The sequence below is a fragment of the Acidovorax sp. 93 genome, assembly GCF_003633835.1.
Taxonomy (GTDB): domain Bacteria; phylum Pseudomonadota; class Gammaproteobacteria; order Burkholderiales; family Burkholderiaceae_C; genus Acidovorax; species Acidovorax facilis.
This window is the reverse complement of record NZ_RBIT01000001.1, coordinates 3,290,690-3,316,343: the sequence shown is the minus strand read 5'-3', so window position 1 is coordinate 3,316,343 and position 25,654 is coordinate 3,290,690. Positions and strand designations below refer to the sequence as shown.

The window sequence follows — 25,654 nt, the reverse complement described above, 5'->3', positions numbered from 1 at the left end:
TTGATGGATAAGCGCTAGAGGCAAAAATGACCTCAAAACCGCTCGCCCGGCAGGCGGGCTGGTCATTCAAATCACCGACAATCCCGCCCATGAACTGGCTCAACGAAGTGAAATGGGATGCGCAGGGCCTGGTGCCCGTGATTGCGCAGGAGCAGGGCACGGGCGACGTGCTGATGTTTGCCTGGATGAACCGCGAGGCCCTTGCCAAGACGGCAGAACTCGGCCGCGCCGTGTACTTCAGCCGCTCGCGCAAGAAGCTGTGGTTCAAGGGCGAAGAGTCCGGCCACGTGCAGACCGTGCACGAGATCCGCCTGGACTGCGACAACGATGTGGTGCTGCTCAAGGTCACCCAGCTCGGCCACGAGCCTGGCATCGCCTGCCATACAGGCCGTCACAGCTGTTTTTTCAGCGTGCTCAAGGACGGAGCCTGGCACGCGGTCGATCCGGTCTTGAAAGACCCTGAATCCATCTACAAGTAATGGCAATGGACGACAAGACCATGAGTTCCAACGATTCCCTCGCACGCCTTGCCGATGTGATTGAAAGCCGCAAGCCTGCCAACGGTGGCGATCCCGACAAGAGCTATGTCTCGCGCCTGCTGCACAAGGGGCCGGATGCGTTTTTGAAGAAGATCGGCGAGGAGGCCACCGAAGTCGTCATGGCGGCCAAGGATGTGGACCACGGCGCCGACAAGTCCAAGCTGGTTTACGAAGTGGCCGACCTGTGGTTCCACTCCATGGTGGCCCTGGCCCACTATGGCCTCACGCCTGCCGATGTTCTGACCGAGCTGGAGCGCCGCGAGGGCACCAGCGGCATCGAGGAAAAAGCCTTGCGCAAGGTGGTTGCGCGCACTGCCGAAGAAGGAGCACCATGAACGACATCATCGACGTGCAAAGCAATGAGCAAAAAGCCCAGGGCCTGAAGAACATCGGCTGGGTCAGCTATGTGCTGCACCTCATCGTGGCCGTGGGGGCCGTGCTGCCGGGTGCGCAAGCCAGCGCGCTGCTGCTCGTCATTGCGCTGGTGCTCGATCTCGTCAAACGCGGCGATGCCGAAGGCACCTGGCAGGCCAATCATTTTTCGTGGCGCATCCGCACCGTGATCTGGGCGGGCGTGCTTTACATCGTCACCGCGCCGTTCTGGCTGCTGGGATTGTTTCTCTTTAACCCCGTATGGGTTGTGATCTCCCTGTGGTTCCTGTACCGCATCGTGCGCGGCATGCTGGCCATGAGCAAGAACCAGGCGGTGGATGCCTGAACCGACGGCGTCCCTGTCGCACCTGTCATCCCTGCCGCGGCTGAACCTGGCCCTGCAGGGTGGGGGCTCCCACGGTGCGCTCACCTGGGGTGTGCTGGATGCCTTGCTGGAGGATGGCCAGTGGCAGTTTGATGGCGTGAGCGGCACCAGCGCCGGCGCGATGAATGCCGTGGCCATGGCGCACGGCTTTGCCAAAGCCGCGCAGGAGCACAAAGACCCGCACGAAGCGCACCTGGCCGGTTGCGTCCAGGCGCGTGAAACGCTTACCCGGCTGTGGGAGGGCGTGGGCACGCTGGGCAGCCTGATGTGGGGCTCGCCCCTGTCGGCCGCCAACCCCATGATGGGGCTGATGCGCCAGTGGCTCTCGCCCTACCAGACCAATCCGCTCGACATCAACCCGCTGCGCCGCCTGCTGGAGCGCGAGGTGGACTTTGACCTGCTGTGCACTGTGCGCCGCGCCAGCGCTGCGGCGGGCGGGCCCAAGGTGTTTGTGTGCGCCACCAACGTGCGCACCGGGCGCGGCGAAATCTTCTCTGGCCCCCGGCTGAGCGCGGATGCCGTGATGGCGTCGGCCTGCCTGCCAGCGCTGTTCAAGGCCGTGGAAATCGACGGTGAGCATTACTGGGACGGCGGCTATTCGGGCAACCCTGCGTTGCACCCGCTGATCTATCAGACCGAGACCTCCGACATCCTGCTTGTGCAGATCAACCCCATCGAACATCTGGATCTGCCCCACTCAGGCCAGGAAATCATGGAGCGCATGAACGAAGTCACCTTCAATGCCAGCCTGCTGGCCGAGTTGCGCGCCATCGAGTTCGTGCGCCGTCTGCTGGCCGAGGGCAAGCTGGATGCGCGCCGCTACAAAAGCGTGCGCATGCACCGCATCGACGGCGGCGCCGTGCTGGAGCCCTTTGGCGCCGACAGCAAGGCCCGTGCAGACATGGCCTTTGTGCGCAAGCTTTTCGCCCTCGGCCGCACGGCCGGGCAGGAATGGCTGCACGCGCACCGCAAGGATGTGGGTGTGCGGCCCACCATCAATATCGCTGAAAATACATGAAGCCCCCCTGTGCCGCCTACGGCGCCTTCCCCCTTGGGGGACGCCACCCGTGGCCTGGCAAAGCCAGTTCCACGGTGGCACTGGCTTCGCGCGCGCCGGTTGCGACCGCTTTGGATGGCGAGCAGCGCCTGGTGACCTGTTAATTTTGTACTGACATTTTCCTCATGCACGATCCGAACTGCCTCTTCTGCAAAATCATCGCAGGCCAGATTCCTTCGAAGAAGGTCTATGAAGACGAAGAAATTTTCGCCTTCCACGACATCCACCCCTGGGCGCCGGTGCATTTTCTGATGGTCCCCAAGCTGCATATCCCTTCGATGGCGCAGGTCACCGAGGAACACGCGGGTGTGCTGGGGCGCATGATGGCGCTGGCGCCGAAGCTGGCAATGGAGCAGGGCTGCAACCCGTACCCGGAGGGTGGCTTTCGCGTCGTGGTAAACACGGGGATTGAAGGTGGGCAGGAAATCCACCACCTCCATATCCATGTGATGGGCGGTCCCCGTCCGTGGCTCAAAGGCTGAACCAGGCTGACGGGTCGTGCAGGGAGATTCCCGCAGTTCTGCTTGGGCTGTGAACTCCTGTCACGCCCCCCGTCTAAAATGATTGCAATTCGTTAGGAGATATTCCATGGGCTCTTTTTCCATCTGGCACTGGCTGATCGTGCTGCTGATCGTCGTCATGGTGTTCGGCACCAAGAAGCTCAAGAACATGGGCTCCGATCTCGGGGGCGCCGTCAAGGGCTTCAAGGACGGCATGAAAGACGGTTCGGCCGACGCGGCTGCCACCACCACCCCACCCGCGGGCCAGGTTGCCAACAACCCTGCGACCGACAAGACCACCATCGATGTCGAAGCCAAGCAAAAGAGCTGAGCGGGCTGTTCCCGCTGGCACCCGCACGCTTTGCGCTTGATCCATGATTGATATTGGCCTGTCCAAGATGGCGCTGATCGGCGCGGTGGCTCTTATAGTCATCGGGCCCGAGAAGCTCCCCCGTGTGGCCCGCACGGTGGGCACCCTGCTGGGCAAGGCCCAGCGTTACGTGTCCGATGTGAAGGCCGAGGTCAACCGGTCCATGGAGCTCGACGAGCTCAAGAAAATGAAGGACACGGTGGAGAACGCCGCACGCGATGTGCACAACTCCATCCAGACCAGCGCCAGCGAGTTCGAAAAGGACTGGGCCGAGGCCACCGACACCGCCAGCTCGGCGTTGCAGGACCAGACCGCCGTCGTGCCGGCTTACAAACACCCCGGCAAGAACTGGCGCCTCAAGCGGGGTGCGGTGCCCCAGTGGTACAAGGCCCGAAGCGGTGTGCGCACCAAGGCACAGTCCGGCGCGGCCCGTGTGGCGCGTTTCCGTCCCCGTAAATTCCATTGATGCAGCAGCCACCAGCGCACCGCGCGCTGCATGGGCGGCCCTGACGCCCACGAAAACCCAACATGTCCGAAACCCCTTCCAAAGAAGACGAGCTGGCCGGTACCGAGCAGCCGTTTGTGCAGCACCTGATGGAGCTGCGCGACCGGATGGTCAAGGCCATCATTGCCATCGCGATTGCGGCGGCGATTTTGTTCTTCTTCCCTGGCCCCGGCGCGCTGTATGACTTTCTGGCGGCGCCGCTGGTGGCCCACCTTCCCAAGGGCGCCACGCTGATCGCCACGTCGGTGATCTCGCCGTTCATGGTGCCGCTCAAGATCTTGTTGATGTCGGCCTTTTTGCTGGCACTGCCGTTTGTGCTGTGGCAGGTGTGGGCCTTTGTGGCGCCTGGCCTGTATTCCCACGAAAAGAAGCTGGTGCTGCCGCTCGTGATCTCCAGCACGCTGCTGTTCTTCATCGGGGTGGCGTTTTGCTACTACCTGGTGTTTGGCCAGGTGTTTGCGTTTATCCAGAGCTTTGCGCCCAAGAGCATCACCGCCGCGCCAGACATCGAGGCCTACCTGAGCTTTGTGCTGTCGATGTTCCTGGCGTTTGGCTTGTCCTTCGAGGTGCCGATTGCCGTGGTGGTGCTGGCCCGCATGGGCATCGTGAGCGTGCAGAAGCTGCGGGAGTTTCGTGGCTATTTCATTGTGATCGCCTTTGTGATCGCTGCCATCGTCACGCCGCCCGATGTGGTGTCGCAGCTGTCGCTGGCGATCCCCATGTGTCTGCTGTACGAGGTGGGCATCTGGGCGGCGCAGATCTTCATCAAGCACACCAAAGCCCCGGAAGAGGGTAGCGAGCCCGCCTCCAACGCCTGAAGGTTGAGTTTCTCGTGAAAATGAGCTCTAGCGCTTGTTGGATAAGCGCTCCAAGCTATATTTTTAATAGCTGACGGGTTGCATCAGCGGCCATGTCGCGATGTTCTGCGCGCAGCCCCTAAAAACTGGCGCGTGCCCAATACCAGTGCCACCGCGGAACCGGCTTTGCGAGGCCGCTGGAGGCGTCTCCCTTTGGGAAAACGCGCAGCGCCTCAGAGGGGGCTTACCGCCTCACATTGCGCTGAGGCTTGGGGCGCACGCCGGGGTTGATGCTCAGTTCCACCATCTTGTCGCCACGCTGCACGTTGAATGGTGCCGCAGTGCCGGGCTTGAGCCCCGCCACGGCGGTCAGCAACTCGGACACATTGCTCACCTTCCTACCTTCAACCCGCACGATCACATCGCCGGGCCGCATGCCCGCCTGGGCGGCGGGGCCGTCCTGCAGCACGCCGGTGATGATCACGCCCTCGGTGGCTTTCACGCCGAAGGTTTCTGCCAGTTCGGGTGAGAGTTCGTTGGGCTCCACGCCAATCCAGCCGCGTGTGACCTGGCCGTCCTGCACGATGCCATCCAGCACCATGCGGGCCGTAGACACGGGGATTGCAAAGCCGATGCCCATGCTGCCGCCCGAGCGCGAGTAGATGGCCGTGTTGATGCCCATGAGGTTGCCATTTACATCCACCAGCGCGCCGCCCGAGTTGCCAGGGTTGATGGCCGCATCGGTCTGGATGAAGTTCTCGAAGGTGTTGATCCCGAGCTGTGTGCGGCCCAGCGCGCTCACGATGCCGCTGGTCACCGTCTGGCCCACGCCAAACGGGTTGCCTATGGCCAGCACCTGGTCGCCCACGGCGAGTACGTCCGAGTTGCCCAGCACGATGACGGGCAGCTTGTCGAGTTCGATCTTGAGGATGGCCAGGTCGGTGTCGGGGTCGGTGCCGATCACGCGGGCGCGGGCGCGGCGGCTGTCGGTCAGCGTCACTTCGATCTCGTCGGCGCCTTCCACCACGTGGTTGTTGGTCAGGATGTAGCCGTCGGGGCTCACGATCACCCCGCTGCCCAGCCCGGCCTGCGCCTGGGCACCCTGGTCGCCAAAGAAGAACTGGAACCAGGGGTCGTTGCTGCGCGGATGGCGCACGGCCTTGCTGGTGTTGATGCTGACCACCGCAGGCGCCGCCTGGCGCGCCGCAGCGCTGAAGCTGCCCGCCGCAGGCTGCGCATTGGCCGGGGCAGGGGGTGCTTCGAGCAGCGCAATGCCCGCGCCGGAGCGTGTGGTGGCGCCCCGGCCCAGCCAGCTCGGCTGCAGGGTGGCGACAACGAAGTAGGCCGCAACGAACACCGTGACGGCCTGCGAGAACATCAGCCAGATGCGTTTCATGAAATTCTGTACAGGTGATGGGCTGGAGAAGGGGCGGCGGGCGGTGTGCATGCCACGGCTGCCTCCCGGAGAAAAGCATTGTCCCCCATGTGTGGGCGTGGGCCACGCGCGACAATAGCTGCATGAGCATTTCCCGCACCAAACTTTTGCAGGCGTTTGACAGCCTGCTGCAACCCGAGCGCTTCAAGGACTATGGCCCCAACGGCTTGCAGGTGGAGGGCAAGGCCGAGATCAGCCGCATCGTCAGCGGCGTGACGGCCAGCCGCGCCCTGATCGACGCGGCCATTGCTGCCCAAGCGGATGCCATCTTCGTGCACCATGGCCTGTTCTGGCGCGGGCAAGACGGCCGGGTGACGGGCTGGATGAAGCAGCGTTTGCAGTTGCTGCTCGCGCATGACATCAACCTGTTTGCCTACCACCTGCCGCTGGATGCCCACCCGGAGCTGGGCAACAACGCCCAGCTAGGCCGGGTGCTGGGGCTCGTGGCCGACGCGCGGTTTGGCGAGAACGATCTGGGCTTTGCCGGGCCTGCCGCGTTTGCCGATGGGCAGGCCCTGGCAGACCATGTCGCGCAGGCCCTGGGCCGTCCCGTCACCTGGGTGCCGCCGGAAGGCGCTGCTGCGCAGCGGCCAGTCTGCCGCGTGGCCTGGTGCACAGGAGGCGCGCAGGGCTACTTCGAGGCGGCGATTGCGGCTGGGGCCGACGTGTTCATCACCGGCGAGATTTCCGAGCCCCAGGCACATCTGGCCCGCGAGATGGGGGTGGGTTTTATCGCCGCAGGGCACCACGCGACCGAGCGTTATGGGGCGCCTGCGGTGGCGGCGCAGGTTGCAGGGCGGTTGGGTCTGGGCCACCAATTCATCGAGATCGACAATCCTGCCTGATCGCTGGTAGCCTGGGTTTTAGCTATAAAAATAATAGCTACTTGCGCTTATCAGTAAAGCGCTAGGTTCACTTTTTATCTGAAATCAAACTTCCATGAAGCCTCTCGCCATTACCCAGGGTGATCCTGCCGGCATCGGCCCCGAAATCGTGGCCAAGGCCTTTCGCGATGCGCCAGCCGATTTGGTGGGTTGCTTCGTGGTGGGCGATGTCGCCACCTTGCGGCGTGCGGCCCAGGCCATCGTGCGGCCCGGCGTGCCCATGGTACCCGTGGCACAGATTGCTGCGCCCGCCGATGTGCTGGACATGCCGCCCCGCTGTGTTCCGGTGTTGCAGTTGCCAGGCATTCCTGGCCCGCAGCCCTGGGGGCAGATTGGCGCCGCCGCTGGCCGTGCCGCCGCAGACAGCGTGGTCTGGGCCGCCCGCGCGGCGCTGCGGGGCGAGGTGGCGGGGCTGGTCACGGGGCCCTTGCACAAGGAGGCCTTGGCGGCAGCGGGCGTGGCATTTCCGGGCCACACCGAGCTGCTGCAGGCCGAGGCCGTCGCGCACCAGGGGGTATCGCTGGCGCAAATGCCCGTGCGCATGATGCTCGCCAGCGACGAGCTGCGCACGGTGCTGGTCAGCATCCACATGTCGCTGCGCGATGCCATTGCGGAGGTCACCACGGACAACGTCCTGCAGACGTTGCAAATCACGCACGCTGCCCTGGTGCGCAGCCTGGGGCGGGCGCCGCGCATCGCGGTGGCGGGGCTCAATCCCCACGCGGGCGAGGGCGGGCTGTTTGGTAACGAGGAAGCCGAGGTGATTGCGCCGGCCATCGCCGCTGCGCGCGCGCAGCAGCTGGATGTGCAGGGCCCCTTCGCTCCTGACACGGTGTTCATGCGCGCGCGCAGTACGCCCCATCGCGCTGGAGAGTTCGACGTGGTCATTGCCATGTACCACGACCAGGGGCTTATCCCGGTGAAGTACCTCGGGGTGGACAAGGGGGTGAACGTGACCCTGGGCCTGCCCCTGGTGCGCACCAGCCCCGACCACGGCACCGCGTTTGACATAGCGGGGCAGGGTATTGCCGATGCTGCAAGCCTCATCGAGGCCGTGCGCATGGCGCGGACCCTTTGTGGATGAAACAGTCCCATGGCGCTGTGGCTAAGCGCAAAAACAAAAAACTATCGATTCGATAGCGGATTGTTGAGGGATGGGGCTTCAAACTGGCGCGCCCCGAGCCAGCAGCCACCGCGCATGGGCCACTCCGCCCCGCTGGCGGCGTCCCCCTTCAGGGGGAAGGCGCGTAGCGACTCAAAGGGGCGTTATTTTTTCAAGCTATCTCTGATCTCGCGCAACAGGACGATGTCTTCGGCGGGCGCGGCTGGGGCTTCGGGGGCTGGCGCAGGGGCTTCGCGCTTGAGGCGATTGATCTGCTTGATCATCATGAAGATGATGAACGCCAGAATGATGAAGTTGACGGCCACGGTCAGGAAGTTGCCATAGGCAAACACCGGCACGCCCGCCTTCTTGAGGGCATCGAGCGTCATGGCCGTGCCCGGTGGCACGGACCCCAGCACCACGAAGAGGTTGGAAAAGTCGAGTTTGCCGAACACCAGTCCCACCACCGGCATGATCAGGTCGGACACGACCGAATCCACAATCTTGCCGAACGCCCCTCCAATGATCACGCCGACGGCAAGGTCGATCACATTGCCCTTGACCGCAAACTCCCTGAACTCCTGCATCATCCCCATGGTGTGCTCCTTGTTTGAATGGTGATGCCGGAGTATTGCCCGGCGCGGTGCCCTGTCAAGACAGTCACCCACTTTGAAATAACCATTTTCACTCCGCTACAATTCGCGGTTGACCCAACAATAGCGATGTTTACCGAGGATCCCCATGAGTGACACACCAGTCGACACCAGTAAAAGGACGTGGCTGATTGCGTCCGGATGTGCCGGTGCCGCTGGCGGAGTGGCAGTTGCAGTGCCTTTCGTCAGTAGTTTTCAGCCTTCGGAAAAAGCCAGAGCGGCCGGTGCCGCTGTAGAGGTGGACATCTCCGCCCTTCAGCCCGGCGAAAAGCTGACCGTTGAATGGCGTGGCAAGCCCGTGTGGATCCTGAAGCGCACTCCCCAGCAGCTGGAGTCTCTCGCTCAGACGGAATCGCAGCTGGCCGATCCCAAGTCGGATCGCAAGACGTACCCCACCCCCGAGTACGCCAAGAACCAGCACCGTTCGATCAAGCCGGAAGTGTTTGTGGGCGTGGGCATCTGCACCCACCTGGGTTGCTCGCCCGGAGACAAGTTCCAGACCGGCCCACAGCCCTCGCTGCCAGACGACTGGCACGGTGGCTTCCTGTGCGCCTGCCACGGCTCCACGTTCGACGTGGCTGGCCGGGTCTTCAAAAACAAGCCGGCGCCAGACAACCTGGAAGTGCCGCCGCACATGTACCTGTCCGACACGCTGCTGTTGATCGGCGAAGACAAGAAGGCCTGAGGTAAATCGACATGGCTGAATTCAAGGAAATCTCCCCCAACGCCTCGGCAGGCGCCAAGGTCACGAACTGGTTCGAGAACCGCTTCCCGACCGCTTTTGACGCCTACAAGGTGCACATGTCGGAGTACTACGCTCCGAAGAACTTCAACTTCTGGTACATCTTCGGCTCGCTGGCCCTCGTTGTGCTGGTGATCCAGATCGTGACCGGCATCTTCCTGGTCATGCACTACAAGCCCGACGCCAGCCTGGCGTTTGCTTCGGTCGAGTACATCATGCGCGATGTGCCCTGGGGCTGGCTGATCCGCTACATGCACTCCACAGGCGCCTCAGCGTTCTTTGTGGTGGTGTACCTGCACATGTTCCGTGGGCTCATCTACGGCAGCTACCGCAAGCCGCGCGAACTGGTCTGGATCTTCGGCTGCGCCATCTTTCTGTGCCTGATGGCAGAGGCCTTCATGGGCTACCTGCTGCCCTGGGGCCAGATGTCGTACTGGGGAGCCCAGGTGATCGTGAACCTGTTCGCTGCCATCCCCTTTATCGGTCCTGATCTGGCCTTGCTGATCCGTGGCGACTTCGTGGTGGGTGATGCCACGCTGAACCGCTTCTTCAGCTTCCATGTGATCGCTGTCCCGCTGGTGCTGCTCGGCTTGGTGGTGGCCCACTTGCTGGCGTTGCACGACGTGGGTTCCAACAATCCTGATGGCGTGGAAATCAAGGGCCCCAAGGCGCCCAAGGATGCCAATGGCAAGCCGCTCGATGGCGTGCCTTTCCATCCCTACTACACGGTGCACGACATCTTCGCGCTGAGCATGTTCCTGATGGCGTTCACGGCCGTGGTGTTCTTTGCGCCTGAGTTTGGTGGCTACTTCCTGGAGTACAACAACTTCATCCCGGCCGATCCGCTGGTGACGCCGTTGCACATCGCGCCGGTCTGGTACTTCACACCGTTCTACTCGATGCTGCGTGCCATCACGACCGAGATGATGTACGTTCTGGTGCTGTGTGTGCTGGCGGGTGCTGCCTTTGGTGTGTTCAAGGCCAAGTTGCCCAGCTTCATCAAGGTCGGCATCGCTGGTGCTGCCGTCGTGGCGGCGGTGCTGATGCTGTCGATCGATGCCAAGTTCTGGGGTGTGGTGGTGATGGGGGGTGCCGTGATCATCCTGTTCTTCCTGCCCTGGCTGGACCACAGCCCGGTGAAGTCGATCCGCTACCGTCCCGACTGGCACAAGTACCTGTACGGCGTGTTCGTGATCATCTTCCTGATCCTGGGCTACCTGGGTGTGCAACCCCCTTCGCCCATTGGCGAACGTGTGTCGCAGGTGGGTACGCTGTTCTACTTTGGGTTCTTCCTGCTGATGCCCTGGTGGAGCCGTATTGGCGAGGCCAAGGCCGTGCCTGACCGCGTGACCTTTGTGGCGCACTGAGCCCCAGGAGATAACAACAATGAAGAAAATCATCCTCACGCTGGTGGCCGCTCTGGGTCTGGCTGCTGGCTCTGCACTGGCTGCGGGCGGTGGCATTCCACTGGACAAGGCCCCCGTCAAGACGAACGATCTGGCCTCGCTGCAAAATGGCGCCAAGGTTTTCGTCAACTATTGCCTGAATTGCCACTCTGCAGCGTTCATGCGGTTCAATCGCCTGAAAGACATCGGTTTGACCGATCAGCAGGTCAAGGACAATCTGCTGTTCACTACGGACAAGGTCGGCGAAACCATGAAGGCGGCGATTGATCCCAAGCAGGCCAAGGCCTGGTTTGGTGCCAATCCCCCCGATCTGACCGTGATCGCCCGTTCGCGTGCTGGCGCGGGTGGTTCGGGTGCGGATTACCTGTACACCTACCTGCGTACTTACTACCGCGACGAAACCAAGCCGACCGGCTGGAACAACCTCGTGTTCCCCAACGTGGGCATGCCCCACGTGTTGTGGGAGCTGCAGGGTGATCGCCGCCCAGTGTTTGAAGAGCACGAAAGCCATGGTCACAAGACCCAGGTTTTCAAGGGTTGGGAGCAGGTCAGGCCTGGTCTGATGACCCCGCTGCAGTACGACCAGACCGTGGGTGACCTGGTGAACTACATGCAGTGGATGGCAGAACCCGCGCAAAACACCCGCAAGCGCGTGGGTGTCTGGGTGCTGATTTTCCTGGGTGTGTTCACGGTGATTGCCTGGAGGCTCAACGCAGCCTTCTGGAAAGATGTGAAGTAACGCGCGCAGCAGTCATATCCATTGAAAGCACCCTTCGGGGTGCCTTGGTTTTTTTGCAGAGTGGGCGCTTTTGGCGTCCCACTCTTTTGATTTTTAGGAGCCTCCCACCATGATGGTGCTTTACTCGGGTACGACCTGTCCCTTCTCCCACCGCTGCCGTTTTGTCCTGTTCGAAAAGGGCATGGACTTTGAAATCCGCGATGTGGACCTGTACAACAAGCCCGAAGACATCAGCGTGATGAACCCCTACGGCCAGGTTCCCATTCTGGTCGAGCGCGATCTGATCCTGTACGAGTCGAACATCATCAACGAGTACATCGACGAGCGCTTCCCCCATCCCCAGCTGATGCCCGGCGACCCCGTAGACCGCGCCCGTGTGCGCCTGTTCCTGCTCAACTTCGAGAAGGAGCTGTTCGTGCACGTGAACATCCTGGAGTCGCGCGCGACCAAGGGCAACGAAAAGGCGCTGGAAAAGGCGCGTGCGCACATCCGTGACCGCCTGACGCAGCTGGCTCCTGTGTTCCTCAAGAACAAGTACATGCTGGGCGACAACTTCTCCATGCTCGACGTGGCCATTGCCCCGCTGCTGTGGCGCCTCGACTACTATGGCATCGACCTCAGTAAGAATGCAGCTCCGCTGCTCAAGTATGCAGAACGCATCTTCTCGCGCCCTGCGTACATCGAGGCGTTGACCCCATCCGAGAAGGTCATGCGCAAGTAACTTGCGGCCTGCCCCGTTCCCTATTCACAGCAGTTGCCTTTCACCTTCATGACCGCACAGGAATCCACGTCCACACGCCCGTACCTCATTCGTGCCTTGTACGAGTGGTGCACCGACAACGGGCTGACGCCGTATGTGGCGGTGCGTGTCGATGATTCGGTGCAGGTGCCTCGTGAATACGTGAAGGATGGTGAAATCGTCCTGAACATCAGTTTTGATGCGACGAGTGCCTTGCAACTGGGCAACGATTTCATCGAGTTCAAGGCCCGGTTTGGAGGCAAGCCGCGTGAGATCCTCGTGCCGGTGGGGCGGGTGATCGCCATCTATGCCCGTGAAAACGGGCAGGGTATGGCGTTTCCGCCCCCGGTGGATGTGCTGGCTGGTGGTGCGGCTGCTGCCGGGGCCATCGCGCCCATGCTGGCAGAAGCGGTGTCTTCCGAAGATGCTTCTGCTGCAAGTGGAGCGCAAACTTCCGAGGACCGCGTGGTGCAGCTGGTATCTGCGGAAGACGGCAGGAAAGATGGCGACGAAGGGGGTGACGCGCCGCGACCACCTCCGGCTGCGGGTGGCGCTCGGCCATCGCTCAAGCGGGTGAAATAACCGCCCCTTGTTTTTTTGAGGCTGCTTTTTCCACGATAAAATGCAGCCTTCGCCGGTTTAGCTCAGTTGGTAGAGCACCCGCCTTGTAAGCGGTAGGTCGTCAGTTCGATTCCGACAACCGGCACCAGTTTTCTCCTATTCATCCCCGCATTCCCTGATCCTGGCGTCGACCGTCAGGTTTGAACTTTCAGGCGAATCGCGTTAACCTCCCACCCCCGGCTGCGCAAATGCGCCTGCAAAGCAGGCAGCAGTTGGCGTATTTTTGCCGCGGCGGCATTGCTTTTGACCAGCAGGCACCAGGAGTCTCCATCAATGGGGCCGGCCTGGATCGCTGGGCGCAGCGCCGCAGGAATCAGCATTTCAATGGCCTTGAGCCGATCACTGGAGTCGCGTGTCAGCGCTGTGAGCTTGGCCAGCGTGGGAGAGTCCTCGCTGGCTTGCTGCAGGGTGACGGCGTAGTGGCGGCGGTTCATGGTGTGCGTCTTCGGGCGTGGAGAATTCGTAGTGCATCTGATTATCACGGACGCCAGGCTGGCGCGCAGCCGGGCCATTCACTTGTCGGGCACCCGCCTGATCCTGGCAGGGCTCTTGCTGTCGCTGTGCCTCATGCTGGTGGCTGCGACGCTGTACCACTGGGTGTTTCTCAAGGGCGCGCGTGAAGGCTGGCCCATTGTGGGGTCATTGGTACGGCTGGTCGTCAAGGACGAGTTTGCAGAGCGGGACCGTTTCATGCGCGCCAATCTGGATGCCATGGCCCGCCGCGTTGGCGAGATGCAGGCCCGCATGGTGCAGCTGGAATCCTTGGGCGACCGCGTGCTGGGCCTTGCAGGCATGGCGCCGGCCGATGTCCAGAAGTCCGATGGGCGTGGAGGGGTGTTGGTCAGTGCACGCAATCTCTCCATGGAGGAACTGCAATCCACCCTTGACGAGCTGGAGCGCCTGACCAACCAGCGTGTGGATTTGATGACCGTGCTCGAATCGCGCCTTTTTGATCAGCACATCCGCAAGAAGATGATTCCTACCCATGCACCTGTCACCGGACGGGTGCCGGGTTCGGCGTTTGGCTGGCGCGTAGACCCAATCACCGGCCAGTCGGCCTTGCACACGGGCCTGGATTTTCAGGCAGATACCGGAACACCGATCCTGGCAGCTGCGGGGGGTGTAGTCGTGACGCAGGAATACCATCCGGCTTACGGCAACATGATCGAGGTGGACCACGGCAACCAGCTGGTCACGCGCTACGCCCACGCATCGCGCACCTTGGTCAAGCAGGGCGACATCGTGCGCCGTGGCCAGAAGATTGCCGAAGTGGGAACCACAGGGCGTTCCACCGGTCCCCACCTTCACTTTGAGGTGCTGGTGCAAGGGGTTTTCCAGGACCCACAGAAGTTTCTCAGCGCTGGCGGCACGGCTGCGGGTGCGCAGGTTGCGGCGATCCAGCCGCACGCATCGCCCGGCCAGCCGGCCACACCTGCAGCAGGCAGGTAAAATCGCGGGTCCGGTGTTCACGGCCCGGGATTGCAGTGCTTGCAATCCTTGGTGATGGACCCACCTGAACTCAATTCATCTTAGGGATTTCGGTCGCTTGACGCGCTGCTTGCAGCGGGGCAGGCGGTCCTGTTCGCATGGCCACCAACTTCCTCACCAAACTATTCGGCAGCCGCAACGACCGGCTCCTCAAGCAGTACCGCAAGACGGTGACCCGCATCAATGCGATGGAGCCCGACTACGAGAAGCTGTCGGACGAGCAGCTCAAGGCCAAGACGCAGGAGTTCAAGGAGCGCGTGGCCAAGGGCGAATCGCTGGATGACATCCTGCCCGAAGCCTTTGCCGTGGTGCGCGAGGGCTCCAAGCGCATCATGAAGATGCGGCACTTTGATGTGCAGCTGCTGGGTGGCATGGCATTGCACTTTGGCAAGATCTCCGAAATGCGGACGGGCGAGGGCAAGACCCTCACCGCCACCTTGCCTGTGTACCTCAATGCCCTGTCGGGCAAGGGTGTGCACGTGGTGACCGTGAACGACTACCTCGCCAACCGCGATGCGCAGTGGATGGGGCGGCTGTACAACTTCCTGGGCCTCACGGTGGGCATCAACCTACCCAACATGCCGCGCGAGCAAAAGCAGGAAGCCTACCGCGCTGACATCACTTACGGTACCAACAACGAATACGGCTTTGACTACCTGCGCGACAACATGGTCTACGAAGCGCAGGACCGCGTGCAGCAAGGCCTGAACTTCGCCATCGTCGATGAGGTGGACTCGATCCTGATCGACGAAGCCCGCACACCGCTGATCATCAGCGGCCAGGCCGAAGACCATACAGCGATGTACATCGCCATGAACAAGGTGGTGCCCCTGCTGGTGCGCCAGGAAGGCGAAGCCGACCCGCGCACGGGTGAAGGCGTGACCAAGCCTGGCGACTTCACGCTGGACGAGAAGACGCACCAGGTGTTCCTGACAGAGCAGGGCCACGAGAGCGCTGAGCGCATCCTGGCCAGCCAGGGCCTGATTGCCGAGGGGGCCTCGGTGTACGACCCGGCCAACATCACGCTGATGCACCACTTGTATGCGGCGCTGCGTGCCAACCACCTGTATCACCGCGACCAGCACTATGTGGTGCAAAACGGTGAGATCGTGATCGTGGACGAGTTCACCGGCCGCCTGATGTCGGGCCGCCGCTGGAGCGAAGGCCTGCACCAGGCCGTGGAAGCCAAGGAAGGCGTGAACATCCAGGCCGAGAACCAGACGCTGGCCTCGATCACGTTCCAGAACTACTTCCGCCTGTACAACAAGCTCGCCGGCATGACCGGTACGGCCGATACGGAAGCCTACGAGTTCCAGGAAATCTACGGCCTGGAAACCGTGGTCATCCCGCCGAACCGCCCCAGCCGCCGCGACGACCAGCTGGACCGCGTTTACAAGACCACGCGCGAGAAGTACGAAGCCGCCATCAAGGACATCCGTGAATGCCACGAGCGCGGCCAGCCCGTTCTGGTGGGCACCACGTCGATCGAGAACTCTGAAATCATCGACCAGCTCCTGAACAAGGAAGGCCTGCCGCACCAGGTGCTGAACGCCAAGCAGCATGCACGGGAAGCGGACATCGTGGCCCAGGCAGGCCGTGCGAGCATGATCACCATCGCGACCAACATGGCCGGTCGCGGGACCGACATCGTGTTGGGCGGCAACATTGAAAAGGATGTGGCGGCCATCGAGGCCGACGAGTCCCTGTCTGAAACGGAGCGCGCTGCCAAGGTGGCGGCGTTGCGCGAGCAGTGGAAGATCGATCACGAGAAGGTCAAGGAACTGGGTGGCTTGCGCATCATTGCGACCGAGCGCCATGAGTCCCGCCGCATCGACAACCAGCTGCGCGGCCGCTCGGGCCGTCAGGGCGACCCTGGCTCGTCGCGTTTCTACCTGAGCCTGGACGATTCTCTGATGCGCATCTTCGCGGGCGACCGCGTCAAGGCCATCATGGACCGCCTGAAGATGCCCGATGGCGAAGCCATCGAAGCCGGCATCGTGACGCGCAGCATCGAGTCGGCCCAGCGCAAGGTGGAAGCCCGCAACTTCGACATCCGCAAACAGCTGCTGGAATACGACGATGTGTCCAACGACCAGCGCAAGGTGATCTACCAGCAGCGCAACGACATCCTGGATGCGGCTGACCTGTCCGACGTGATCGCCGCCATGCGCGAAGACTGCATGACCGATCTGGTGCGCCAGTATGTGCCCGCCGAATCGGTGGAAGAGCAGTGGGACCTCGCCGCGCTGGAAAAGGTGCTGGCCGAAGAATGGCAGGTGTCGATTGCCTTGCAGCAGGTGGTGCAGGGCGCCAGCGCCATCACCGACGATGAAATCCTGGAGAAGGTGCTGGCCGCTGCCCATGCCTCGTTTGACGCCAAGGTGGCGCAGGTTGGGCGCGAGAACTTCACGCAGTTCGAGCGCATGGTGCTGCTGCAGAGCTTCGACTCCAATTGGCGCGACCACCTCTCCGCACTGGACTATCTGCGCCAGGGCATTCACCTGCGTGGCTATGCGCAGAAGCAACCCAAGCAGGAATACAAGCGCGAGGCCTTCGAGCTGTTCCGCCAGCTGATCGACCAAGTCAAGAACGAAGTCACCAAGATCCTCATGACTGTGCAGGTGCAGTCGCAGGAGCAGCTGGACCAGGCTGCACAAGAGATGGAAAGCCGCGGCGAAAGCATTGCCAACGTGACCTATACCGCGCCGACCGAAACGGGCGAGGTCGAAACCACCGCGGATGCGCAGGCGCAGGACTTGGCGCTGCCGGAGGGCATGCGTGTGGGCCGCAACGATCCTTGCCCTTGTGGCAGCGGCAAGAAGTACAAGCAGTGCCACGGCAAGCTCGCCTGATTTCCTGATCCACACAACACGGGCTTCGGCCCGTGTTTTCATTGGCGTGCCACGGTTTTCCGGATAATCGGCCGCAGTTTTTCAGAAGGACCCCCATGCCCGTCAATCTAGTTGCCCCCGTTGCCGCTGATCTGCACCCGATTGCTGGAGTGCGCATTGGCGTTGCCGAAGCCGGTGTGCGCAAAGCCAACCGCAAGGATCTCACCGTGTTCCTGCTCGATGAGGGCGCCAGCGTGGCGGGCGTGTTCACGCAGAACCGTTTTTGTGCGGCGCCGGTGCAGATCAGCCGCGACCACCTTGCCAGCGGGCAGCCCATCCGCGCCATGCTGATCAACACCGGCAATGCCAACGCTGGCACGGGCGCTGATGGCCTGGCGCGTGCGCGCGCCACCTGCGTTGCCCTTGCGCGCCAGCTCAGCGTAGCGCCCGAGCAGATCCTGCCGTTTTCCACCGGTGTGATCATGGAGCCTCTGCCCAATGACCGCATCGAGGCAGGCCTGCCCGCCGCCATTGCCGACGCGCAGCCGGGCCACTGGGCGCGCGCTGCAGAAGGCATCATGACCACGGACACCTTGCCCAAGGCCTTTTCTGCCCAAGTGCAGATTGGTGGTGCCACCGTGTCCATCACTGGCATTAGCAAGGGCGCGGGCATGATCCGGCCCAACATGGCCACCATGCTCGGCTTCATGGCCACGGACGCCTGCGTGGCCCCTGCCATCATGCAGCAGCTGGCTCGCGAACTGGCCGATGGCTCGTTCAACCGCGTCACCATCGATGGCGACACCTCCACCAACGATTCGTTTGTGGTGGTGGCGACCAACAAGGCCGCGCATGCGCCCATCACTTCTCTGGCAAGCGCCGAGGGCCAAGCCCTCAAGGCCGCCATGCTGGCGGTATCGCAAAAGCTCGCCCAGGCCATTGTGCGCGACGGCGAAGGCGCTACCAAGTTCATCACCGTGCAGGTAGAAGGTGGCAAGACCGGCGAAGAGTGCCGCAAGGTGGCCTACGCCATCGCCCATTCGCCGTTGGTAAAAACCGCGTTCTATGCCAGCGACCCAAACCTGGGCCGCATCCTCGCGGCCGTGGGCTACGCGGGCATTGACGACCTCGACCAGACCGATATCGATCTCTACCTGGACGACGTACACGTAGCCATTCAGGGCGGACGCAACCCCGCCTACCGCGAGGAAGACGGCCAGCGCGTGATGAAGCAAAGCGAGATCACAGTGCGCGTGCTGCTGGGCCGCGGCGAGGCCTCCGACACGGTGTGGACCTGCGATTTCAGCCACGAATACGTCACCATCAATGCGGACTATCGTTCGTAAAGAATGCTCCTATTTTGATAGCTTTTGGCGCTTGATAGATAAGCGCTAGGCCCGAAATGAATCAAAAATTTGAACATCTGATCGAGCGGGTCGTGCAACTGATCGCCCGCATCGAGTCTGTGCTGCCCCAGCCCCTCGGAGCGCCGGACTGGTCTTTGTCCATCGCCTGGCGTTACCGCAAGCGCAGCAGTGGCCACGGCACCCTGGAGCCCGTGCGCCATGTGGCCGCGATGCAGCTGGCGGATCTCAAAGAGATCGACGGGCAAAAGGAAAAGATCCAGCGCAATACCGAGCAGTTTGTGTTGGGCAAGCCCGCCAACAACGTGCTGCTGACCGGTGCGCGTGGAACCGGCAAGTCGTCGCTCATCAAGGCCTGTCTGAATGCGTACGCTGGGCAGGGCCTGCGCCTGATCGAGGTGGACAAGGCGGACCTGGTCGACCTGCCGGATATCGTGGATGTGGTGGCCGACCGGCCCGAGAAATTCATCATCTTTTGCGATGACCTGAGCTTTGAAGACGGCGAGCCCGGCTACAAGGCGCTCAAGTCGATCCTGGATGGATCGGTGGCCGCCTCCACGCCCAATGTGCTGATCTACGCCACCAGCAACCGGCGCCACCTGTTGCCCGAATACATGGCTGAAAACCTCACGTACACCCACACTGCTGATGGCGAAGTGCATCCCGGCGAAGTGGTGGAGGAGAAGATTTCGCTGTCAGAGCGGTTTGGCCTGTGGGTGAGCTTCTACCCCTTCAGCCAGGAGGAGTACCTGACCATCGTCGCCCAGTGGCTGGCCTCCTTCGGGGTCTCTGGCGCCGCGATTGCTGCGGCCCGGCCCGAGGCGCTGGTCTGGGCGCTGGAGCGCGGCTCGCGCAGTGGCCGTGTGGCCTACCAGTTTGCGCGTGACTATGCGGGGCGCCACGATGGTTGATTCTGTTGCCGGATCCGCTGCTGCGCCTGCAACACCGGCCGCGACCACGGCGCGCAAGCACACCGAGGTGGCTGTCGGTATCCTCTTGCGGGCCGATGGCGCGATGTTGCTCTCCACACGCCCGCCGGGAAAGCCTTATGCCGGGTATTGGGAGTTTCCGGGCGGCAAGGTCGAAGCGGGCGAAACTGTGGAGCAGGCGCTGCGCAGAGAGCTGGTGGAAGAGCTGGGCGTGACCATCGGGGCTGCCAGTGTCTGGAAAGTCACGGAACACGACTACCCACATGCCCTGGTGCGCTTGCACTGGTGCAAGGTCTGGGAATGGTCGGGCGAGTTCGAAATGCGCGAAGGGCAGACCATGGAGTGGCAGCAGATGCCACTGACGGTGTCACCGGTGCTGCCCGGTGCCTACCCGGTGCTGCAGTGGCTCGCTGAAGAGCGTGGCCTGGAATATTCGCCGGAATGACTTTCGTTTGCTACTTAATTGATAGCTGCTAGAGCCTCACTGGTACGCACTAGAGCCCAATTTTGTTTGAAATCCTGGGCGATTCCCAGTCGAGGTCAGTGCTGCAGGCGAGGATCGCCATAAGGTTCGTCGGCGGGTGGAGCCTCTGCAGGCATGCGGAAATCCTCGCTGGCCCAGGCGCCGAGGTCGATCTGCTTGCACCGCTCGCTGCAGAATGGGCGGTACACGTTGGCGGGGCTGTAGACACTGTCACCGCCACAACTGGGGCAGGTGACGATGCGTGCTCGTGGTTGGGTGTGCGTAGAGTTGGCCATGCTCGTCGTCGTTCTCAATGTCCTTGCCTGCTGCCTATCTGGCGCCGCAGCTTATGCGCACAGGGTCAGCTCGAAGGCCGCATCTTCATTGCTTGCATGCAGGCGCCCATCACTTTCCAGGCGCATGAGCCGCACCGAGACGATCAGGCGGTTGCCACTGATCTCGGGAATCAGGTTCAGGGCCGGGTCAATGCGCAGACGCAGCAACTGGAATGTGCGGCCCTGCGGCAGGTTCTGCTGAAATTGACCGCGCTCTGCTGCCACCTTCTGGGGAACGCCAGAGTCGCGCAGCAGCTTGAGCAACACATAGATGGATTCGGCCAGCGGGGCCAGGGTCGATGCCCACTCTTCAAGGGCCTGCTGGCGCACACCCGGTTCATGGTGCTGCCACGCGTAATACGCAGGCAAATCGAACCCGCAGGTGCCACCGGGAATGCCCACCCGGCTGCGGATGCTCATCAGCCAGTCGTTTTCGGTGAGCAAGTGTCCGGACTTGCCTGATTGGGTGTTGAGAGCTGTGAAACAACGGTCGAGCTGGGCAATGACTGCGTCAAGTGCCGCTTCGGAGATCGAGGGATTGCCACGGTAGCTATCGAGCTGGTGCTTGTGCTTCTCGATGTCCTTGAGCACATCCGACTTGAGGTCGGCCCGTGCCGCCACATCCATGATTTCGAAGATGGTTACCAGCGCAAAGTGGTGGTCGAGCGCGTGGGAGCGGGGAATCAGTTCTCCCAACCGGCGGAACAACTGCTCAAGCCGCAGATAGGTTCTGAGACGCTCGTTAAAGGGATATTCGTAAAGGATCACGCTGGCGGGTTCCTGGGGGCTCAGGGAGTATTCTGACGCCGGTGGCGCACGGCATGGGGTGAAAGCACAAACGGTTTCGTTCGCATCATAGCCCGAACAGCGTGGCCACTTGCTGGGTCTGCAGGCGCAGGTCCTCTAGCGAGCAATCCCTGTCGTTGGCAATCACGGCATCTGCCACGGCGCGCCGCGCCGTGCGGCTTGCCTGCGAGGCGATGATGCCTTGCACCACCTCTCGCGCCAGGCCGCTGCGTTGCATGACCCGCTGGATCTGCGTTTCTTCGGAGCAATCCACCACCACGACCGCATCGAGCCTGCGGGCCCACCGGCCGGATTCCGCCAGCAACGGGATGTCAAACACGATCAGGGCATGGCCTTGGTCCGCAGCCTGCTGGGCCTTCGCGTTGCTATGCAGGGTAACCAGAGGGTGCACGATCCCTTCGAGCTGGGCGCGTGCCTCGGGGTGGCTGAAGACCAGAGCCCGCATTCGCGCGCGGTCCAGTGCGCCGGAGGCATCCACGAAGTCTGCCCCGAAAGTGGCTCTGATTGCGTCCATGGCCGCCCCTTGCGGGCCTGTCGCGTCGCGAGCCAGCTGGTCTGCATCGATCAGGCTGCCACCCAGGGCGGCGAACATGCTGCCCACGGTGCTCTTTCCGCTGCCAATGCCCCCGGTCAAGCCAAGGCGCAAGGGGCGCCTGCGCGGATTCATCGTTTATAGGCCCAGAAGGTTCAAGACAGCGTTAAGGATAGCGTTGGGGCCAAACACCATGGCGGTAAAACCAGCGCCGACCAGGAAGGGGCCAAAAGGGATGTAGCCACCTTCACGCAGGCTGCTGAAGACTTTCATCGCGATACCGATGACGGCACCGATGACTGAGGACATCAGGATGATGGGGATCAGTGCCTGCCAGCCAAACCAAGCACCCAATGCGGCAAACAGCTTGAAGTCCCCATAGCCCATGCCTTCCTTGCCCGTGGCGAGCTTGAATCCCCAGTAAACCAGCCAGAGCGAAAGATACCCCGCTGCCGCGCCGAGCACGGAGGCATACAAGGGCACGTCAATCCACTGCAGCGCGGAAGCGAGCAGTCCAGCCCACAGCAACGGCAAAGTGATGTCGTCCGGGAGCAGGGTCGTGTCCCAGTCGATGAACGCCAAGGCGACCAAGGCTGCCGAGAACCCGCACCAGACGAGCCCCGTGGGCGTCATCCCCCAGCGCTGGATGCACAGGAAAAAAAGGGCCCCCGTCGCCATCTCAATCAAGGGGTAGCGTACCGAGATCCGCACCTTGCACGCGGAGCAACGCCCACGCAGAAAAAGGTAGCTCAAAACAGGGATGTTCTCATACCACTGGACCATGTGCCCACACGATGGGCAGCGGGAACGGGGAACCATGAGGTTGAACCGCTCCTGTTCAGGAGGTGCGGCACCGGCATCTCCTTGCGCGCTCTGCGCCTGCGCTGCCCGGATTTCCTCAGCCCACTGGCGTTCCATGATTTTGGGAAGCCGATAGATGACCACATTGAGAAAACTACCGATCAGAAGTCCCAATATCCCGCCCAAACTTGCATTCCACCAAACGGGCATCTCCATTACACAACTTGGCCAAGTTTGAAGATTGGGAGGTACATGGAGACGACGATGCCGCCAATCAGCGTACCCAGGAACACGATGATGATGGGCTCCATCAGACTGGACAAGCCCGCCACCATTTCGTCCACTTCGGCCTCATAGAAATCCGCAGCCTTGCCCAGCATGTGGTCAATGGAACCTGATTCTTCCCCGATGGCGCACATCTGAAGGACCATGGAGGGAAAAATATTTGCGTTGCCCATGGCTGCGGTCAGACTGGTACCGGTAGAGACTTCCTGCTGGATTTTTTCGGTTGCCATGGAATACACCGAATTGCCCGAAGCACCACCGACGGAGTCCAGAGCTTCAACCAGTGGCACCCCTGCCGCAAACATCGTGGACAGAGTACGTGTCCAACGCGCAACGCAGGATTTATCGATCAAAGCCCCAAAAATTGGAATCTTCAATAGCACGCGGTCCATGAACATCTGCATTTTTTCATTTCTTTTCCAGGCCTGCATGAAAAAGAAAAAACCTCCACCAATCACACCGAAGATTAACCACCACCACTTAACGAAGATTTCACTAATACCCATCACGAAAAGTGTAGGGGCAGGCAAATCGGCCCCAAACGATGAAAAAACTTCCTTGAATGCAGGAATCACAAAAATCATGATGATCGTAACCACCACAAAGGCAACGATGATCACGGAAATGGGATACATCAAAGCCGATCTAATTTTTGATTTGATGGCCTCCGTTTTTTCCATGTAGGTGGCCAATCGGTCCAGCAGGGCTTCCAAAATACCGGCTGCTTCGCCTGCCTCCACAAGATTGCAGTAGAGGCTATCGAAATACATGGGATGCTTGCGGAATGCAGCATTCAGGGAAGTCCCTGTTTCGACATCGGAGCGGATGTCGTTGAGTAGTTTGGTAACACTTGCGTTGGTATTCCCTCGTCCCACAATATCAAACGATTGCAGAAGTGGAACGCCTGCTTTCATCATTGTCGCAAGCTGACGCGTGAACAAAGCGATGTCTTTGGGTTTGATCTTCTTGCCAGAGCGCATCCGGCGTTTCTTGATCTTTGTGGGGAAAACGCCCTGGCGGCGGAGCGTGGCTTGCACCTGGTTCTCGCCAGACGCACGCACCTCGCCCCGCACAATCTTGCCGTGGCGATCTTTGCCTTCCCATTCAAAAACAAAATCCTTGATATCCCGTGATGCAGCGGTTGCCATGCTGGACCCTCTAGTCGTTATTCGTTGGTGACGGCAAGCACTTCTTCCAGGGAAGTGAAGCCCAGTCTTGCCTTGTGCAGGCCGGATTCGCGGAGTGAGCGCACGCCCTCTGCTCTCGCCTGTTCGGCGATTTCAAGTGCACTCCCGTCGCGCAGGATGATACGTTGGATGTCCTCAGAGATCGGCATGACTTGGTAGATGCCGACCCGTCCCTTATATCCGTTGTTACAAGCGGAGCAGCCTACGGGGCGGTACGTGACCCAGCTTCCATCAATTTCTTCTTCTCTGTACCCTGCTTCGAGCAGCGATTCATGCGGTATATCGGCCGGCGCTTTGCAGGTGGGGCACAACCTGCGGGCCAAGCGCTGCGCTGTGATGAGAATAACGCTGGAAGCAATATTGAACGGGGCGATCCCCATATTGCGCATGCGCGTCAAAGTGGTGGGGGCGTCATTGGTGTGAAGCGTTGATAACACCAAATGCCCCGTTTGTGCTGCCTTGATGGAAATGTCCGCAGTTTCCAGATCACGGATTTCGCCGACCATGATAATGTCGGGATCTTGCCGCAGAAAGGACTTGAGGGCTACCGCAAAGGTTAGCCCAGCCTTTTCATTCACATTGACCTGGTTAACGCCTGGAAGATTGATTTCGGATGGGTCTTCCGCTGTGGCAATATTGACACCTGGCTTGTTGAGAAGATTCAAGCAGGTATAAAGGGAAACGGTTTTGCCGGAGCCTGTGGGTCCCGTGACCAAGATCATTCCATAGGGCCGCCCAATGGCTTCGAGCAGGCGCTCTTTCTCCTGGGGTTCATAGCCCAATGCATCAATACCCAGCTTGGCGCTGCTGGGGTCCAGAATACGGATAACAATCTTTTCACCAAACAAGGTCGGGAGGGTGCTGACCCGGAAATCAATGACCCTGTCAGGGCCCACCTTGAGTTTCATGCGCCCGTCTTGCGGTACCCGCTTTTCAGAAATATCCAGGCGAGAAATCACCTTGATACGAGATGCCAGCTTGTCCTTGATGGCTATTGGTGGGGACGCGATTTCTCGCAATTCACCATCAATCCGAAATCTCACGCGGTATTGATGCTCATAAGGTTCAAAATGCAAATCCGACGCACGCATATTGAATGCGTCCAGCAGCATTTTGTGCAAGAATTTGACGATGGGAGCATCTTCTACATCAGTAGCCCCGGTATCGTTGTTGTCTGGTGCCTCTTCGACGGGTGCGTCGTCAAATTCAAAATCACCACCACCACCCGTCAGCGTTTCCAAAGACTCACTGGCCGATTTGGTGGTGGTTTCTACCAGGCGGCTGAGCTTGTCATACTCCGCAATAATCCAGTCCACCCCCATTTGGGTGGTGAATTTTATTTTCTCGGCTGCTTCCTGGTCTGTAGGGTCTGCAGTCGCAACAATCAGGCGATTATTCCGTTTGCTGAGCACAACAACCCGATATGCTTGGCATATCTTGCCGTCGAGCAGTTCTTTCGGAAGCCGTAACGGATCAATCGCATCCAGATCGAGTAAGGGTGCGCCAAACACAGCCGACACGGTATGGGCCAAGTCGGCAGCTGACACCGCGCCAGAACCGGTCAGTTCGGCAATAAAGCTGGTCCGGCTAGTTTGTGATTTTTTGTAAATGTCCTCTGCTGCCTTTTGGGTCAGCTTGCCAGCAGACATCAGGGCCCTGCCCAATCCGGGGAGGGCCACTGCGGAGGCTTCTTTGGGGGCAGTATCGACAGCGGCCATGTAACCGGAAATATGTTAGGTGTGGAAAAGAAACCATCCTATCATCACCGATCATCTGAAGGCTGTAC

29 protein-coding genes and 1 tRNA gene are annotated in these 25,654 nt (G+C 61.0%); 21 read left to right on the top strand and 9 right to left on the bottom strand.

The genetic code is table 11. From position 1 onward, the window contains the following. Window positions 1–80: 80 nt before the first annotated feature. From hisI to tatC, 8 genes are all read left to right on the top strand, one after another. The gene (gene hisI, locus C8C93_RS15120) at window positions 81–479 is read left to right on the top strand and encodes a phosphoribosyl-AMP cyclohydrolase (protein ID WP_176889144.1); all 399 of its coding nucleotides are present in this window, start codon (window positions 81–83) and stop codon (window positions 477–479) included. A 20-nt stretch (window positions 480–499) separates the two neighbouring features. After that, window positions 500–874 (top strand): phosphoribosyl-ATP diphosphatase, encoded by a 375-nt coding sequence (locus tag C8C93_RS15115; RefSeq protein ID WP_055399375.1) that lies wholly within the window; start codon window positions 500–502, stop codon window positions 872–874. Further along, window positions 871–1,257 carry a hypothetical protein gene (locus C8C93_RS15110; protein WP_055399217.1) on the top strand — a complete coding sequence of 129 codons (387 nt, stop codon included), beginning with the start codon at window positions 871–873 and terminating at the stop codon, window positions 1,255–1,257. The genes C8C93_RS15115 and C8C93_RS15110 overlap by 4 nt, the downstream gene beginning before the upstream one ends. After that, window positions 1,250–2,314: a patatin-like phospholipase family protein gene (locus tag C8C93_RS15105; protein WP_121507439.1), complete on the top strand. Its 1,065-nt coding sequence runs from the start codon at window positions 1,250–1,252 to the stop codon at window positions 2,312–2,314. The genes C8C93_RS15110 and C8C93_RS15105 overlap by 8 nt, the downstream gene beginning before the upstream one ends. A 164-nt stretch (window positions 2,315–2,478) precedes the next feature. Continuing rightward, window positions 2,479–2,835 (top strand): histidine triad nucleotide-binding protein, encoded by a 357-nt coding sequence (locus C8C93_RS15100; protein WP_121507438.1) that lies wholly within the window; start codon window positions 2,479–2,481, stop codon window positions 2,833–2,835. 106 nt (window positions 2,836–2,941) lie between these two features. Next, entirely contained in the window at window positions 2,942–3,184 is a 243-nt protein-coding gene (gene tatA, locus C8C93_RS15095) for a Sec-independent protein translocase subunit TatA (RefSeq protein ID WP_055399211.1), read from the top strand. Window positions 3,185–3,227: 43 nt separating this feature from the next. Further along, the gene (tatB, locus tag C8C93_RS15090; protein WP_055399209.1) at window positions 3,228–3,689 is read left to right on the top strand and encodes a Sec-independent protein translocase protein TatB; all 462 of its coding nucleotides are present in this window, start codon (window positions 3,228–3,230) and stop codon (window positions 3,687–3,689) included. 62 nt (window positions 3,690–3,751) lie between these two features. Next, complete coding sequence (gene tatC, locus C8C93_RS15085) at window positions 3,752–4,546, top strand: twin-arginine translocase subunit TatC (protein ID WP_121422440.1); 795 nt, start codon at window positions 3,752–3,754, stop codon at window positions 4,544–4,546. Window positions 4,547–4,769: 223 nt separating this feature from the next. Here tatC and C8C93_RS15080 read toward each other — a convergent pair whose 3' ends face one another. Further along, complete coding sequence (locus C8C93_RS15080) at window positions 4,770–5,921, bottom strand: S1C family serine protease (RefSeq protein ID WP_121507437.1); 1,152 nt, start codon at window positions 5,919–5,921, stop codon at window positions 4,770–4,772. Window positions 5,922–6,043: 122 nt separating this feature from the next. Here C8C93_RS15080 and C8C93_RS15075 point away from each other — a divergent pair, with 122 nt between their 5' ends. Beyond that, window positions 6,044–6,805, top strand: a complete 762-nt coding sequence (locus C8C93_RS15075) for a Nif3-like dinuclear metal center hexameric protein (RefSeq protein ID WP_055399371.1) — start codon at window positions 6,044–6,046, stop codon at window positions 6,803–6,805. A 94-nt stretch (window positions 6,806–6,899) separates the two neighbouring features. Beyond that, window positions 6,900–7,928, top strand: coding sequence for a 4-hydroxythreonine-4-phosphate dehydrogenase PdxA (gene pdxA / locus C8C93_RS15070; RefSeq protein WP_121507436.1), 1,029 nt, complete (start codon window positions 6,900–6,902; stop codon window positions 7,926–7,928). Between the two features lie 182 nt (window positions 7,929–8,110). On the opposite strand, the gene mscL is transcribed toward pdxA, so the two are convergent. Beyond that, window positions 8,111–8,542: a large conductance mechanosensitive channel protein MscL gene (mscL, locus tag C8C93_RS15065; RefSeq protein ID WP_055399204.1), complete on the bottom strand. Its 432-nt coding sequence runs from the start codon at window positions 8,540–8,542 to the stop codon at window positions 8,111–8,113. Window positions 8,543–8,687: 145 nt separating this feature from the next. Here mscL and petA point away from each other — a divergent pair, with 145 nt between their 5' ends. The 6 genes from petA to C8C93_RS15035 all read left to right on the top strand — a co-directional run bounded on the left by petA (window position 8,688) and on the right by C8C93_RS15035 (window position 12,934). After that, on the top strand, window positions 8,688–9,284 hold the full coding sequence (gene petA / locus C8C93_RS15060) for a ubiquinol-cytochrome c reductase iron-sulfur subunit (RefSeq protein WP_055399203.1): 597 nt from the start codon (window positions 8,688–8,690) through the stop codon (window positions 9,282–9,284). Between the two features lie 11 nt (window positions 9,285–9,295). After that, complete coding sequence (locus tag C8C93_RS15055) at window positions 9,296–10,708, top strand: cytochrome bc complex cytochrome b subunit (RefSeq protein WP_055399201.1); 1,413 nt, start codon at window positions 9,296–9,298, stop codon at window positions 10,706–10,708. A 19-nt stretch (window positions 10,709–10,727) separates the two neighbouring features. After that, on the top strand, window positions 10,728–11,486 hold the full coding sequence (locus C8C93_RS15050; RefSeq protein WP_055399199.1) for a cytochrome c1: 759 nt from the start codon (window positions 10,728–10,730) through the stop codon (window positions 11,484–11,486). A 109-nt stretch (window positions 11,487–11,595) separates the two neighbouring features. Next, window positions 11,596–12,207: a glutathione S-transferase N-terminal domain-containing protein gene (locus C8C93_RS15045; protein WP_007854512.1), complete on the top strand. Its 612-nt coding sequence runs from the start codon at window positions 11,596–11,598 to the stop codon at window positions 12,205–12,207. A gap of 48 nt (window positions 12,208–12,255) precedes the next feature. After that, a complete protein-coding gene (locus tag C8C93_RS15040) occupies window positions 12,256–12,807 on the top strand; it encodes a ClpXP protease specificity-enhancing factor (protein ID WP_121508814.1) in 552 nt (183 codons plus the stop codon). A 51-nt stretch (window positions 12,808–12,858) separates the two neighbouring features. After that, window positions 12,859–12,934, top strand: a tRNA-Thr gene (locus tag C8C93_RS15035). Between the two features lie 46 nt (window positions 12,935–12,980). Here C8C93_RS15035 and C8C93_RS15030 read toward each other — a convergent pair. After that, window positions 12,981–13,280 (bottom strand): hypothetical protein, encoded by a 300-nt coding sequence (locus C8C93_RS15030; protein WP_055399197.1) that lies wholly within the window; start codon window positions 13,278–13,280, stop codon window positions 12,981–12,983. Window positions 13,281–13,311: 31 nt separating this feature from the next. On the opposite strand from C8C93_RS15030, the gene C8C93_RS15025 reads away from it, so the two are divergent. From C8C93_RS15025 to C8C93_RS15005, 5 genes are all read left to right on the top strand, one after another. Beyond that, entirely contained in the window at window positions 13,312–14,295 is a 984-nt protein-coding gene (locus C8C93_RS15025) for a M23 family metallopeptidase (protein ID WP_228898777.1), read from the top strand. A 137-nt stretch (window positions 14,296–14,432) separates the two neighbouring features. Continuing rightward, the gene (gene secA, locus C8C93_RS15020; protein ID WP_121507435.1) at window positions 14,433–17,186 is read left to right on the top strand and encodes a preprotein translocase subunit SecA; all 2,754 of its coding nucleotides are present in this window, start codon (window positions 14,433–14,435) and stop codon (window positions 17,184–17,186) included. 95 nt (window positions 17,187–17,281) lie between these two features. Then, the gene (gene argJ, locus C8C93_RS15015; protein ID WP_121507434.1) at window positions 17,282–18,511 is read left to right on the top strand and encodes a bifunctional glutamate N-acetyltransferase/amino-acid acetyltransferase ArgJ; all 1,230 of its coding nucleotides are present in this window, start codon (window positions 17,282–17,284) and stop codon (window positions 18,509–18,511) included. Window positions 18,512–18,567: 56 nt separating this feature from the next. Next, the gene (locus C8C93_RS15010; protein ID WP_121507433.1) at window positions 18,568–19,440 is read left to right on the top strand and encodes an ATP-binding protein; all 873 of its coding nucleotides are present in this window, start codon (window positions 18,568–18,570) and stop codon (window positions 19,438–19,440) included. Further along, window positions 19,433–19,903, top strand: a complete 471-nt coding sequence (locus tag C8C93_RS15005; RefSeq protein WP_121508813.1) for an NUDIX domain-containing protein — start codon at window positions 19,433–19,435, stop codon at window positions 19,901–19,903. The genes C8C93_RS15010 and C8C93_RS15005 overlap by 8 nt, the downstream gene beginning before the upstream one ends. A 95-nt stretch (window positions 19,904–19,998) precedes the next feature. Here C8C93_RS15005 and C8C93_RS15000 read toward each other — a convergent pair whose 3' ends face one another. The 6 genes from C8C93_RS15000 to pilB form a co-directional block, all read right to left on the bottom strand. Continuing rightward, the gene (locus C8C93_RS15000) at window positions 19,999–20,217 is read right to left on the bottom strand and encodes a DNA gyrase inhibitor YacG (protein WP_055399187.1); all 219 of its coding nucleotides are present in this window, start codon (window positions 20,215–20,217) and stop codon (window positions 19,999–20,001) included. 51 nt (window positions 20,218–20,268) lie between these two features. Next, window positions 20,269–21,024 (bottom strand): cell division protein ZapD, encoded by a 756-nt coding sequence (gene zapD / locus C8C93_RS14995; protein ID WP_055399185.1) that lies wholly within the window; start codon window positions 21,022–21,024, stop codon window positions 20,269–20,271. Between the two features lie 85 nt (window positions 21,025–21,109). Next, on the bottom strand, window positions 21,110–21,730 hold the full coding sequence (coaE, locus tag C8C93_RS14990) for a dephospho-CoA kinase (RefSeq protein ID WP_121507432.1): 621 nt from the start codon (window positions 21,728–21,730) through the stop codon (window positions 21,110–21,112). Between the two features lie 3 nt (window positions 21,731–21,733). Next, on the bottom strand, window positions 21,734–22,612 hold the full coding sequence (locus C8C93_RS14985) for an A24 family peptidase (protein WP_121507431.1): 879 nt from the start codon (window positions 22,610–22,612) through the stop codon (window positions 21,734–21,736). Beyond that, window positions 22,612–23,829: a type II secretion system F family protein gene (locus tag C8C93_RS14980; RefSeq protein WP_121507430.1), complete on the bottom strand. Its 1,218-nt coding sequence runs from the start codon at window positions 23,827–23,829 to the stop codon at window positions 22,612–22,614. Before C8C93_RS14980 ends, C8C93_RS14985 begins: the two co-directional genes overlap by 1 nt. Window positions 23,830–23,846: 17 nt before the next feature. Next, window positions 23,847–25,586 carry a type IV-A pilus assembly ATPase PilB gene (gene pilB, locus C8C93_RS14975; protein ID WP_121507429.1) on the bottom strand — a complete coding sequence of 580 codons (1,740 nt, stop codon included), beginning with the start codon at window positions 25,584–25,586 and terminating at the stop codon, window positions 23,847–23,849. Between the last annotated feature and the right edge of the window lie 68 nt (window positions 25,587–25,654).